The organism is Halorubrum sp. CGM5_25_10-8B (assembly GCF_005435095.1).
Taxonomy (GTDB): domain Archaea; phylum Halobacteriota; class Halobacteria; order Halobacteriales; family Haloferacaceae; genus Halorubrum; species Halorubrum ezzemoulense.
This window is the reverse complement of sequence record NZ_SGTY01000012.1, coordinates 42,558-55,106: the sequence shown is the minus strand read 5'-3', so window position 1 is coordinate 55,106 and position 12,549 is coordinate 42,558. Positions and strand designations below refer to the sequence as shown.

Genomic DNA, 12,549 nt, shown 5'->3' with positions numbered 1-12,549 from the left:
ACGGCCGTGATCGGAACGACGCTGCTCGACATCGCGGACCACATCGAATCGCTCGCGGGCGAGGACGGCGAGTTCTCGCTCGTCTGCGCGCGGTACGGCGACCGGCCGGTCCCGGCCGCGGGGCTGCGCTTCGAGGGCCGCGAGACAGCCCGCGCGGCGGCCCGGGCGACGGAGCAGTACCGCGACACGCTCCGTCGGTACGACCCCGAACTCCCCTTCTACGACGTGATCGTCAGACAGGAGTTCGCGGAGCCGACGACCGGGACGGCGACCGGGGACCCGGGCCTCGACCGATTTGTCCCCGACCTCGACGTCGGCGCGGCCGACGAGCTGACCGACCGCGTGGTGGAGGCCGTCGACGACCGTCCCGCCGAGGGCGACCGCGACGCCGAGGGCAGCGACGGGAGCGCCCTCGATGGCGACGCGGATCCGCACCCAGACGCACCGACCCGGTCCGGACCGCCCGGACGGGGCCCGCGCCGCGACCGCGTCGAGTTCTGTCACGCCGCGGCGGCGGCGGCGTTCGAAGCGCTTTCCGCGGCGGGCCACGACCGCGTCGAGTCGGCGGTGATGGACGCGTACTTCGCGTTCGCGGAACGGCTCTCCGACCCCGACGACCTCTGTCTCTGCCTGCTCGAAGCGACGGCGATAGCGCTCGACCGCCACCTCGATCCGGAGGCGCAGGCGACGGTGCTGTCCGCGGCCGCCGAGCGCCTCCCGGACCCCGGGCCGACGCCGGCCGCGGACCCGGTCGCGGCCGCGTTCGACCGGCTCGCGGCGGTCGGCCTCGTCGACGACTACGAGCGCGTCGGCGGCTCCGAACGCGCCGACGACCCCGACCGGGCCGCCGAGGCCGATCGCGGCGCGACCGTCCGCGTCTCCGGGTACGCGCTGTCTCCGACGGACGGCCGCGTCCCGACGCTGCCGGTGGCGCTGGAGGTGTGCCGCCGCGACCCGCGCGGTCGGCTCGCCGGCGTGGCGCTGCTCGGGGGCGGCGGCGACGCGACCGGTTCAGACTGCTGGTTCAGGGTCGATCCGGACGCTCCCTCCCTCGACGGCGGCCCGTCGAGCTCGTCGGTTCCCTCGGAGAGCTGACCGCCGCCGGGAGGACGCGTCGCTCCGCCGCGTGTTCCGGATCTCCGCGTCTCGGGGTCCGCGTCCCGGGCCTCCGGAACCCCGCGTCGCCGCCCTACTCCTCGTCCGACTCGATCCGGACGAGGTCCGCCTCGACGTCCTCGACGAACGCGCCCTGTCCCCCGACGGTGACCTCGCCGTCGTCGGTCTCGACGACGAGCGAGTGCTCGACCGGGAACTCGTTGTTCCTCGGCTCCACCATCCCCTGTTTCGTCTCGACGACGCGGCCGACGATCTCGGCCGCCTCGTCGTCGTCGGTCCACCGCCCCCCGACGGTCACCCGCGGCGGGTCGCTGGCGCGGAGCCGCAGGGTCGCCTGGAGGACGGTGTGTCTGAAGTCGGTGTACTCGACCGGGAGCGGCGCCGGCTCGGCGACGGCCATCTCGGTCGCGGCGGGCCAGTAGTTCCCGAGGAAGGAGCCGACGATCACGGGCGCGAGCTGCTCCTGGGCGAAGGCGATGGCCTGTCGGTCGGTGGTCGACTGCCGGAGGAGCTCGGGCGGGGAGACGACACCGGCCGCGGAGTCGACCGTGAGCAGCGTCGGCATCGCCTCGCTCCACGTCCGGACGACGTTCGCGACGCCCGACAGCGCGGGGTCGTCCGCGTCGAGGCTCGCGTCGGCGTCGGAGACGACGAGCAGGACGAGGACGCCGCGGTCGACCGCGTCGGCGAGCGCCTCGCGCACCTCGGGGAGCTGCTTCGCGGTGATCGAGAGCGTCACCTCGCTTTCGGCGTCCGCGAGCAGCGACCGGATCCGCTTGATTACCGTGACCCGCGATTTGATCACCTCGAACTGCTCGGCCTGGCGCTCCACGCGGGAGTACCGCTCCGCGAGCCCGGGTCGCATCGCGTCCACGTCCGACCGGAGCCGGTCTATCACCTCGTCCGGCGGGTTCGCCCGGATCGTCGTCGGCACGACGTGGTCGTTCACCTCGACGAAGCCGCGCTCCGCTAGCGACTCGCTCACGCTGTAGACGTACCGCTTCGAGACGCCCGCCGCGTCGGCGACGGTGCTCGCCTTCGCCTCGCCGTGTTCGAGCAGACTGAGATAGGTGTCGACCTCCTTATCAGAGAGTCCGAAGCGACGGAGGAGGTCGGTCAGCGTCCGGTCGTCCATACGCACGCCTCTGGCGAGCGACACTTATAGGAGTCGGTACCGGGCGGCTTCGCCGCTCCGCGACGGCGGCGACGGCGACCGGTCACCGGAGCACGGCGGCGGCGGCGACCGGTCACCGGAGCACGGCGGCGGCGTCGACCGCGACCCGGACCCCGGCATCGCCGTCGCCGCCGCCGTCGCGGTCCACCGCGCTTCCGTCGCCGAGCAGGTCCGTCTCGACCCCGTCGGGGACGGCGACGGTCGCCGGCTCCGTCGCGAAGTTGACGACGACGAGCAGGGGATCGGCCTCGCTCCCGTCTCCCCCCGCCGGTGTCCGCTCGTACGCGGTCACCCGCTCCGCGTCCCCTTCGACGACGCGCACGTCGGCCGCGCGACCCTCGAACGTCACGTCGCCGTCGCGGAGGAGCGGTTCGGCCCCGCGCAGCGCGACCAGCCGCCGGTGGAAGTCGGTGAGATCGTTGTCGCCGTCGTGCCACCGGATCGGCCCGCGGTACGTCTCGTTGCCGCGCTCCTGCCCGGCGTAGATCATCGGCGCCCCCGGCAGGGTGAACGTCACCGCGGCGGCGGCGCGGAGCGCGTCGCGACCGTACTCCGCGAGGTAGCGGTCCTCGTCGTGGTTCTCGACGTACCGCATCTGCGAGCGGCCGTCGTCGAAGCCGAGCCACTCGCCGCGCGCGAGGGCGGCCTCGACCGCGTCGGCCGGCTCCTCGCCCGCGCCGACCGCGCGGAGCGTCTCGTACAGCGAGGTGTCGTAGTGGCGGTGGAACTCCCCCTCGCCGTAGAACGGGTCGTGGGGCAGCGTCTCGTCGAGGAGCAGCGTGTCGTCCGGCACGCGGTCTGCCACCTCCTTCCAGAAGCCGTGCGGGACGCCCCACGCCACGTCGGCGCGGAAGCCGTCGACGACGCCGGCCCACTCGTCGACCACGTCGAGGAGCCACCCGCGGACCGCCGGGCTGTCGAAGTTGAGGTTCGGGATGCGGCCCCACTCGAAGTAGTAGTCGGGCGCCGCGCCCCCGTCGAGTTCGGCCCACTCGATCCCGGTCACGTCGGCGGCCGCGTCGGTCCGGCGGTAGTGGTCCGCGTACGCGTCGACGCCGGCCGAGTGGAGCTGGAAGGCGGGGTGGTCGCGGGAGGTGTGGTTGATCACTAGATCGAAGACGACCCGGATGCCGGCGTCGTGGCAGGCGTCGACGAGCGACTCGAACGACTCGCGCGAGCCGAGGTCCGCGGCGGTGTCGTAGTAGTCGGTGACGTGGTAGCCGTGGTCCGTCGGCGAGGCGAGGACGGGCGTGAGCCAGAGCGCGTCGACGCCGAGGTGGTCGAGGTACTCGACTCGGCGCTCGATCTCCGCGAACGTCGTCGGCAGCGTGTCGCCCGCGAACGACCGCACGAACACCTCGTAGATCGTCGGGGACTCGGCCCACTCGGGCGTCGGGTTCGGGTCGGCGACCGCGACCGACGCGGCCGTCGCCTCCGCAGCGTCTCCGTCGCTCGCGTCCGTCTCCACCCGCACCGTCTCCGCAGCCCCGTACCGCTCACCGTGCGGGGCCGCGCGGATCCGGACCGAGTCCGGGAGCTCGTCGAGCGGGACCGAGAGCGTCCGGCCGTCGGCGCGCGACTCGATCGCCGCCACCGTCTCCGGGTCGGCGTCGCGGTCGTCGACGAGGAACGTCACGTCGAGGGCGTCCGGATCGCCGGCGCGCTCCACGTCGTCGACGGCGGGCGCGGGCTCGATCTCGGCCGTCAGGCGGAGCCGGTCACTTTCCTCGGGGCCGTCGCCCTCGACGACGGCCGCGTCGAGCGATATCCGCGGTCGCCCGGGGCCAGGGACCTCGCAGTCGCCGTGGTACGCCGCCGAGCGGTCGCCGTCGGGGACGAAGCCGAAGCCGTGGCGTCCGGGCGGGACCCGCACCGTCGCGACCCACTCGTCGCCGTCGCGCTCGGCCCGGTCGAGCCCGAGTCGGTTCTCGTTGTGGGGCCACAGCAGGGAGACGCGGTCGACCTCGTCGTCGCCGTCCGTCGGGATATCGGCGGCCGGGACGCGGATCTCCGTCTCCCGTCGCTCGTCCGGGAAGGCCCGGACGCGCTGTCGGTGCGTCCCGTCGGGCGCGTCGAGCGCGAGGACGTACGTGCCGGGGGCGTCGGGCGCGAGGTGGACGACCGGGTCGTCGTCGCGGCTCGTCTCGCCCGCGTGGAGCACCGCGGTCGAGGCCGCCGAACCCGCTGCCGTCGCCGTGCTCGGCGGGCCGGTCGCGTCCGGGTCCGGGCCGTCTCCGGCGGAGAGCGCGCTGTCGGCGGGCGCGTCGCGGACGCGCCAGCGGTACGTGCCGTCGGCGTCCGGGGACCGCGCCGCCAGCTCGACGGACTCGCCGACGCTCGTCGTTCGCGGGGGGCCGGGTTCGTACACGACCCGCCTGTCGGCGCGGCGCGATTTGAGGGTTTCCGTTCGGCAAACGCGTGAACAATAATTACACCAAAGCTTCATACGGAGCGGCGGCGTGTGTTCGCGTAATGCAGCTTCGCGACGCGCTCGACGACTACAAGCGCCACGCCGGCGACGGGACGCGCTTCCCCGGCGAGCGGCGCACCGTCTCCGGCCGGTTTTCGGGCGGGGACGGTCGACTCGTCCACGTCGGCGACGACGGCGAACTCCGCGACTTCGGCTACCCGCTGACCGGTCGGACCGGGCTCGTTCGGTCCCGGATCGGGCTCGCCGTCGGCGACGAGGTCACGTGGCTCGACGAGGCCGACACGACGCAGCGGTACGTCGGCGACACCGCGCTGGTCGAGACGGTCCACGAGACGCCGCGCGCGACGGTCACCCGCCACGACGTGACGCTCGGCGACGCGCACCTCACGCGGGCCGCGGTCGAGTTCGACGGCGCGAGCAGCGGGGACGACGGCGCGGAAGACGGGGGCGACGACGGGGCCGCCGTCGACCCCGCGGACGCGTCGCTCGTCGTCTACGCCCGCTTCGCGCCGGACGGCCGCGACGACCGCGTGGGGCAGCTCCGCTACGACGACGCCGTCGAGGTGTACCACGCCGACGAGCACGACTTCCTCGCGAGCGCGACCGGCTTCGCCGACCTCCGCGGCCAGCTCCCGACCACGTTCCCCGAGCTGCTCGCCGACGACCCCACCGAGCTCCCGCGCGACCGCGACGGCGACCGGTACGAGGAGGAGCGCCTCTCCGGCGAGGTGATCGCCGACGTGCCGTTCGACGACGGGGTCGCGACGGTCGCCACGCTACTGACGGACCGCGCGGAGACCGACCGCGAGGCAGCCCGCGAGCGCCTCGACGCGCTGTTCGCCGACCACGACGACGTCGACGCGCTCGCGGACGCGGCCGCGGACGCGCTCCCAGCCGTCCCCGAGTCGGCTCCCGCCCGCGAGTCGGTCGTCGCGGACCTCCGGGTCCTCTCGCTGCTCTCCGCGCCGTCCGGGCTCCGGATCGCGGGCCCCGACTTCGACCCGTACTACGAGCACTCCGGCGGCTACGGCTACACGTGGTTCCGCGACGACGCGGAGATATCCGGCTTCCTGCTCGGGGCCGCCGACGCGGTCGACCTCGACCTCGACGACTGGCACGCGCGGTCCGCCGAAATGTACGTCGCCACCCAACGGCCCGACGGCTCGTGGCCCCACCGGGTGTGGCCCCGCGACGGCGCGCTCGCCCCCGGGTGGGCGAACGCTCGCATCGAGGACGGGCCGGACGTGGACTATCAGGCCGATCAGACCGGGAGCGTCGTCGCGTACCTCGCGCGGGCCCGCGAGGCGGGCGTCGACGTCGAGGGGCTCGACTCGACCCTCGTCGCCGCGCTCGCTGGGCTCGACCGCACGCTCGAACCGGACGGCCGCCCGGTCGTCTGTCAGAACGCGTGGGAGGACTCCGCGGGCCGGTTCGCCCACACCGCCGCGACGTTCCTCGAGGCGTACAGCGAGCTCGGCCGCCACGGCGCGGGGCTCGCGGTCGACGCGCTCGACGACCCCGACGCCGTCCCCGGCGCGGCGTCGCTCCCGGACGACCTCGCCGCGCACGCCCGCGACCGGGCCCGCGAGGTGTACGACGCGCTCGACGACCTCTGGGTCCCCGAGCGCGGCTGCTACGCCGTCCGCGAGACGCTCGCCGGCGGGATCGACGACCGGCTCGACTCGGCGACGCTCGGACTCGCGGCCGCGCACCGCTCCTTCGACGCGCTCGGCGCGGCGGGCGACGGGTCCGGAGCCGGCGGCGCGGTCGACGAGGAGCGCCTCGACCGACTGGTCTCGCACGTCGAGACGGTCGTCGACGGCCTCTCCCACGAGACCGACGACATCGCCGGCCTGATCCGGTACGAGGGCGACGGCTGGCGGCGGGCCGACCAGCTCTCGGAGAAGGTGTGGACGGTCTCGACCGCGTGGGGCGCGAACGCCTGCGCGGAGCTCGCCGCGCTGCTCGCGGCGCACGACGACCCGCGCGCCGCGGAGATGACGGCCCGGGCCCGCGACCTGCTCGCGCACGTCTCGCCCGGCGGGTCGCTCTGTGAGCCGACGACGTACCTCCCCGAGCAGTACTTCGACGACGGGACGCCCGACAGCGCGACGCCGCTCGGCTGGCCGCACGCGATCCGACTGGCCACGGTGGCGCTGCTCGACGACGAACTGCCGCAGTTCGCCGACGCTGCGACCGCGGACGACTGACTGAACCCCGGCGACTATTTACACATCAGACCTGCGGAGCGGCGCGCGCCGCCGAGCGGCCGCCACCGGCGGCCGCGAGGTGCGCGTGCGAGGGAGTCAGTCGCCTCCGCTTCGCTCCGGCGACTGACGAGGCTGGGGAGGCGTGAGGTGCGGTCGCTGTGCGGGGCGGAGCTTTGGAGGTCGCCTCCGTCGGTCGTCAACTCACGACTGCTATGCGATCGGCTGGGGCTCCGGGGTGATCGCAGTCGCTCCGCTGACAGCGGGTTATAAATAAAAACACAAGGACGACGAAAGCCGCTTATCGCCAGTCGTCACGCGGCACGCAGTCCTCCTCCCGGACCGTGATCCACCGGGTGGTCCGCTCGTCCGGGTCGACGTCCCGCTCGAAGAACGTAACCTCGCCGCCGCCGTCGCCGTCGTCGGTCCGTTTACAGACGAGTTCCGGCGACCCGTCGCGAACACGTGCGGATGACGTGGACGTGGACATACGTTACGCTTGGTTCGCGGTCGGATAATAGCTGTTGGTTTCAATCGGTGAAAAATAGAAACTACGACCGTAGTTAGCGTCGCACCGGCCGCGTTCAGCGCCGGACCGGCACACCGCGCTCGTCGAGGAACGCCTTCGTCTCCGCGATCGAGTAGTCGCCGAAGTGGAAGATGGAGGCCGCGAGGCCGGCGTCGGCGTCCGCCTCGGTGAACACGTCGTACATGTCTTCGGGACTCCCGCAGCCGGAGGAGGCGATGAGCGGCGTCGACACGGCCTCACCGACCGCCTTCATCAGGGGGATGTCGTAGCCGTCCTTCGTGCCGTCCTTGTCGATGGAGTTGACGAACAGCTCGCCCGCGCCGCGCTCCTCGGCCTCCTTCGCCCACGAGACGGCGTCGATCCCGGTTCCCTCGCGGCCGCCCTTCTTCGTGCACTCGAACCACACCGTCTCCCCGTCCTCGTCCTCGTAGAAGTGCTCGCCGGCGTCGTCGTACCGCCGCCGCGCGTCGACGGAGATGACGATACACTGGCTGCCGAACGCGGCCGCGCCCTCCTCGATGAGCGCCGGGCGTTCCAATGCGCCGGTCGTGATCGAGACCTTGTCCGCGCCCGCCCGGAGCGTCTCCTTGATGTCCGCCTTGGTGCGGATACCGCCGCCGACCGTCAGCGGGATGAAACACTCGTCTGCGACCCGGTTCACCACGTCGAGCATCGTCTCGCGCCCCTCGGCGCTGGCGGTGATGTCGAGGAAGACGAACTCGTCGGCCCCCGCCTCGTTGTACTTCTTCGCCAGTTCGACGGGGTCGCCGGTGTACTCCAGGTTCTCGAAGTTGACCCCGGTGTACACCGCGGCGTCGCCGTCCTCGTCGAGGTCGACGTCGATACAGGGGATGATACGCTTCGTGAGTCCCATTCGTTGTCGGTTCGTTGACCGCGCCCTCGGTTAAAATGCGCGGGGCTCACTCGGTGTCGTCGATCGCGGCCCGCTCGCCGCCGTCCTCCGCTCCTTCCGTTTCGCCGCGGTCCCGCTCCGCCCGCCGGTCGTACTTCGCGACGGCGCGGTCGGCCCGCGTCGAGATGCCGTTCGGGTTCCGGGCGGGGCCGCGGTCCCGGCGCCGCGCGACCAGCCCGTCGGAGGTCCCGCCGGCGAGGCCTAAGAGTACGTCGCGCCCGGTCGCGGCCCACCGCGTGGGGGTCGACTCGCCGCGGACCACGTCCTTCGCTGCGGCAACCGCGTCGGCGAGCGCGTGCGACCCGGTCCGGAGGAGGGCCGTCGGGCGGGCGCCGTAGTTCTTCAGCAGCCGATAGGCGAGCCCCCGGTACTTCCAGCCCCACTCGCTCGCGCTGCGTCCGCCGTCCGCCGCGGTCGGGGTCGGGAGCTCCTCCCGCGCGGCGAGTCCCGGCCGCCATGCCACCTCGCGGTCCATGCGGGCGAGCCGGTGCGCGGCGTCGCGCGCGCCGCCGACCCGGAGGTACTCGTCGAAGCCGTCGAGCTCGTCGAGGGCGTCCCGCCGGAACGCGACGTTCCCGCTCTCGAAGTAGGTAACGTTCTGCCCCGCGATCCGGCTACGCTCAGGCGCGCTCCGGTCGCCGGCGTCCGGGACGTCCGGAATGGCCGACCCGGTCTTCGCGGCGTCGGTCCCGCCCCCCGACTCCACCGCGTCCGCCTCGATTCCCGGCTCCGCGGCGCTCGTCCCGCCCGGCGGGATCGGCGTCACCGGTCCGGAGACCACGGGCGCCGCGTCGAGGCCGTCGTCGACCGCGTCGCGCCACCCCGGCTCGATCCGGTTGTCGTAGTCGACCAGCGCGACCGCGTCGCCCGTCGCAACCTCGATGCCGGCGTTGCGGGCGACGTTCACCGTTCGGTCGGAGATCTCGACCAACACGTCGACGTCGTCGCGGTCGCGAACCATGCCGGTCGTGCCGTCGGCCGAGGGCCCGTTGACGACGATCACCTCGGCGTCGGGCGCGTCGGCCGCCAGCGCGTCGAGGCAGGCGGCCAACCGGTCCCGACCGTTGAGCGTCGGGACGACGACCGAGAGGTCCATACGTCTCGTTATCGGGGCGAGGAGGTAAAAAGGACTGCGTGTGTGTCCGGTCCGCGTCGGCTCCGAACCGATCGCGGGCCGGGGACAACGACGCGCGAGCCGCTCAGACGGTCAGGTAGTACACCTGCTTGCGCGCGTCCTTGAAGCTGTACCGCGAGTCGACGAGACCCTCCTCCTCGAGGCGGTTGAGCGCGTAGCGGACGGTGCGGTCGGGCAGCAGCGACTCGTCGGCGAGGCCGCCCTGCGAGAGGGGGGCGTCCCCTTCCAGCACCTTCGCCACGAGCTTCGCGCTCGGGGGGAGCTCGCGCAGGCGGTCGCGGTACTCAGACTCGGACAGGCGGTCTTGGTCAGCGGTCTCCGCGGGACTGGTACTCATGTCTCACACGAATCCCACGGGTAGTGGTAAAGGTTGGCTACATATAGGGGAATCCGCCTGTGATAATATAATGTGTTAATATCACGTCTCACCGGGCTATCATAGACGATCGATCAGGCGAGTTTTCCGGGGGCGGCCCGTCATTCACCCCGTGATCCCCGAGTCTCACGTCGACATCCTCGAAGCCGAGTCGTACGCCCACTTCGCGACCGTCGGGCCCGACGGCCTCCCGCACGTGACGCCGGTGTGGGTCGACCACGAGGACCGCGAGTACGTCCTTGTGAACACCGCCCGCGGGCGGCAGAAGGAGCGGAACGTCCGCGAGAACCCGAAGGTCGGCGTCAGCGTGCTCGACCCCGACGACCCGTACCGGTACGTCTCCGTCCGCGGCGAGGCCAAGCTGACCGAGGAGGGCGCGCGCGAACACATCGACAAGCTCGCGCGTCGGTACTTCGGCGTCGACGAGTACCCCCACCACGACGAGGAGGAGGGCGCGCGAGTCATCGTCAAGATTCCGGCCGAGAACGTCGCCACGAGCGGCTGACAGTCCGGGCTCTCGGCGAACGTTCGAGCGCTTGCCCCGGCCGCCGTCGCGTCGAAGCTGACCGACCGCACCGGGGTGGGCGCCGGACCGCATCCAGTACGGTTTTGTCGGTCCGGCGTTCATCACGGACAACGTGAAGGGACAGGACTGGTACCAGGCCGACGAGGTCGCCGAAGAGTACGACGACGTCCGCTTTTCGGGAGGCGGGCGGCTCATCGACCGCCGGGAGAAGGAGGCCGTCCTCGCCGCGTTGGGGCCGATGGATCCGGGCCACCGCGTGCTGGAGGTCGCCTGCGGCACCGGACGGTTCACGACGATGCTCGCCGACCAGGGCGCGGACGTGGTCGGCCTCGACGTCTCCCGCGAGATGCTCGAACAGGCCCGCGAGAAGGTCGCCGCCGCCGGCCACGCCGACGCAGTCGAGTTCCTCCGCGGCGACGCCTCGCGGCTCCCGTTCCCGGACGACCACTTCGACACGGTCGTCGCAATGCGCTTCTTCCACCTGATGGACGACCCGGTCCCGTTCGCGGAGGAACTGCGCCGGGTCAGCCGCGATCAGGTGTTCTTCGACACGTTCAACAGCCGCAGCCTGCGGACGCTGTACACCTGGCTGCTCCCGATGGGCTCGCGGCTCTACTCGGAGCGACAGGTGGCCGCGATGCTCGGCGAGGCGGGTCTCACGCTCGCGAACGAGGAACACGACTTCGTGTTGCCGTACGGCTTCTACCGCGAACTCCCCGGCCCGGTCGCGAGGCCGTTCCGGGTCCTCGACGAGCTCGCGGGCGACACGATTCCGGGCGACTACGTCGCCTCGGTGTCGTACTGGGACGCTCGGGTGACGGACGAGGAGTGAGCGCGACGCGCCAGGCCTGTCCCGTCGACGACACCGCGGCCTGCCGTCTCGTTTTCACCGGGGCACTTCCCCGCTTCGCCGCCGGTCAGCCAGCCTCTTCGACGACCTCGCCGACGGCGAAGTTGGACTTCACTTCCGTCACTTCGATCTTCACGCGCTCGCCCACCTCGGTGTCGGGGACGATGATCACGTACCCCCGCTCGACGCGGGCGATCCCGTCGCCCTGCTTGCCGAGGTCCTCGATCTCGACGTACCGCATCTCACCCGGCTCGACCGGGGGCTGCGGCCCGTCGTCCGCTTGCGAGGCGGTCTCGTCGGCGTCGCCAGCCGACGCCTCGGTCCCGTCGCGGGCGACGAGCGCGACGCGGTACGTCTCGCCGGGCTCCAGCGATCCGGCGTCGATCTCTCGGTTCGGGACGTCGACGACGTACTCGCCGTCGTCCGTTTCGCGAACTTCCGCGCTGAACAGACAGAGGAGCTTCTCGGAGATTTCCATAGTAGACTCCATCGAAGGCTAGTCGCGGGCCAGTATAGTTGTACCGCCGACACAGTCAGGCCGGATCGACCCGCGTCGCGATCGGGACCGGATATACCCGTCGCGCGTCGCGACGCTACTCCCACCGGCCAACGAACGCGTCGACCAGCGCCGCCTCGGCCTTCCGGAGGTGTGCGCCCGTGGTCGACGGCGAGCAGTCGATGGCCGCCGCGACGTCCTCCACAGACCCGGTCCGCGGGACCTCGTAGTAGCCGACGCGGTTCGCGGCCCGCAGCGCCTCCCGCTGGCGTTCCGTGAGTCGCACCCCGGCCAGCCGTCGCCCGCCCCCGTACGACCCGATGCGATCGACCTCGACGGTTATCCGGTCTGGCACGGCCGCGAGCGCGTCGCGCAGCTGCTCCGGCGGGCCGACCAGTCCGAACGACAGCCGGCCCGTCGGCCGGAACACGACGGGCGGGACCGAGAGGAACTCGGTGTCGACGAACGCGTCGAGGAACGTCTCCGTCGGCCCGCCCAGCCGCTCGTACGCCTTGAGGTAGAAGGGTGGCTCGCCCGGAGACGTCTCGAACCGCTCGATCGCGGCGATATCCCGCAGCCGGTCGAGGTACCGCTCGCGCGGGGCCGCGACCCGGAACAGCGTCGCGAGCGTCTCGTCGGGCAGCCGCCGCCACGTCACCAGCTCGCTCCGCCGGTCGTCGCCGCCGTCGAGGAAGTCGTGCATCGGGTGTCTGACTCCCGGCGGGAACTCGAAGTCGACGTGGACGTAGCGCATGGGTCACTCACGCGGTGCCGGTCGCTTCGTTTTAAAATACAC

12 protein-coding genes are annotated in these 12,549 nt (G+C 72.2%); 4 read left to right on the top strand and 8 right to left on the bottom strand.

All coding sequences use genetic code 11. The annotated features are described in order from the left end of the window. The first annotated feature begins 6 nt into the window (after nucleotides 1-6). Nucleotides 7-1,095 carry a hypothetical protein gene (locus EXE51_RS12285; RefSeq protein ID WP_137692765.1) on the top strand — a complete coding sequence of 363 codons (1,089 nt, stop codon included), beginning with the start codon at nucleotides 7-9 and terminating at the stop codon, nucleotides 1,093-1,095. 94 nt (nucleotides 1,096-1,189) lie between these two features. Here the strand turns inward: EXE51_RS12285 and EXE51_RS12280 are convergent, their stop codons facing one another. Further along, a complete protein-coding gene (locus EXE51_RS12280; protein ID WP_137692764.1) occupies nucleotides 1,190-2,251 on the bottom strand; it encodes a TrmB family transcriptional regulator sugar-binding domain-containing protein in 1,062 nt (353 codons plus the stop codon). 112 nt (nucleotides 2,252-2,363) lie between these two features. Further along, nucleotides 2,364-4,658: an alpha-amylase family glycosyl hydrolase gene (locus EXE51_RS12275; protein WP_137692763.1), complete on the bottom strand. Its 2,295-nt coding sequence runs from the start codon at nucleotides 4,656-4,658 to the stop codon at nucleotides 2,364-2,366. Nucleotides 4,659-4,762: 104 nt separating this feature from the next. On the opposite strand from EXE51_RS12275, the gene EXE51_RS12270 reads away from it, so the two are divergent. Continuing rightward, nucleotides 4,763-6,931, top strand: a complete 2,169-nt coding sequence (locus EXE51_RS12270) for a glucan 1,4-alpha-glucosidase (protein WP_137692762.1) — start codon at nucleotides 4,763-4,765, stop codon at nucleotides 6,929-6,931. A gap of 298 nt (nucleotides 6,932-7,229) precedes the next feature. Here the strand turns inward: EXE51_RS12270 and EXE51_RS12265 are convergent, their stop codons facing one another. From EXE51_RS12265 to EXE51_RS12250, 4 genes are all read right to left on the bottom strand, one after another. After that, entirely contained in the window at nucleotides 7,230-7,418 is a 189-nt protein-coding gene (locus EXE51_RS12265; protein WP_049932369.1) for a hypothetical protein, read from the bottom strand. Nucleotides 7,419-7,512: 94 nt separating this feature from the next. Continuing rightward, on the bottom strand, nucleotides 7,513-8,331 hold the full coding sequence (gene hisF, locus EXE51_RS12260; RefSeq protein WP_049932368.1) for an imidazole glycerol phosphate synthase subunit HisF: 819 nt from the start codon (nucleotides 8,329-8,331) through the stop codon (nucleotides 7,513-7,515). Nucleotides 8,332-8,377: 46 nt separating this feature from the next. Continuing rightward, nucleotides 8,378-9,466, bottom strand: a complete 1,089-nt coding sequence (locus tag EXE51_RS12255; RefSeq protein ID WP_137692761.1) for a glycosyltransferase — start codon at nucleotides 9,464-9,466, stop codon at nucleotides 8,378-8,380. A 103-nt stretch (nucleotides 9,467-9,569) separates the two neighbouring features. After that, entirely contained in the window at nucleotides 9,570-9,842 is a 273-nt protein-coding gene (locus EXE51_RS12250) for a helix-turn-helix domain-containing protein (RefSeq protein WP_008004753.1), read from the bottom strand. 151 nt (nucleotides 9,843-9,993) lie between these two features. Here EXE51_RS12250 and EXE51_RS12245 point away from each other — a divergent pair, with 151 nt between their 5' ends. Together EXE51_RS12245 and EXE51_RS12240 are read left to right on the top strand one after the other, a co-directional pair. Then, nucleotides 9,994-10,386 (top strand): PPOX class F420-dependent oxidoreductase, encoded by a 393-nt coding sequence (locus tag EXE51_RS12245; protein WP_137692760.1) that lies wholly within the window; start codon nucleotides 9,994-9,996, stop codon nucleotides 10,384-10,386. A 133-nt stretch (nucleotides 10,387-10,519) separates the two neighbouring features. Continuing rightward, nucleotides 10,520-11,239 carry a class I SAM-dependent methyltransferase gene (locus EXE51_RS12240; RefSeq protein WP_049932363.1) on the top strand — a complete coding sequence of 240 codons (720 nt, stop codon included), beginning with the start codon at nucleotides 10,520-10,522 and terminating at the stop codon, nucleotides 11,237-11,239. Nucleotides 11,240-11,324: 85 nt separating this feature from the next. Here EXE51_RS12240 and EXE51_RS12235 read toward each other — a convergent pair whose 3' ends face one another. Together EXE51_RS12235 and EXE51_RS12230 are read right to left on the bottom strand one after the other, a co-directional pair. Then, a complete protein-coding gene (locus tag EXE51_RS12235; RefSeq protein WP_049932362.1) occupies nucleotides 11,325-11,735 on the bottom strand; it encodes a TRAM domain-containing protein in 411 nt (136 codons plus the stop codon). Between the two features lie 115 nt (nucleotides 11,736-11,850). Beyond that, nucleotides 11,851-12,507 (bottom strand): helix-turn-helix domain-containing protein, encoded by a 657-nt coding sequence (locus EXE51_RS12230; protein WP_137692759.1) that lies wholly within the window; start codon nucleotides 12,505-12,507, stop codon nucleotides 11,851-11,853. Nucleotides 12,508-12,549: the final 42 nt, after the last annotated feature.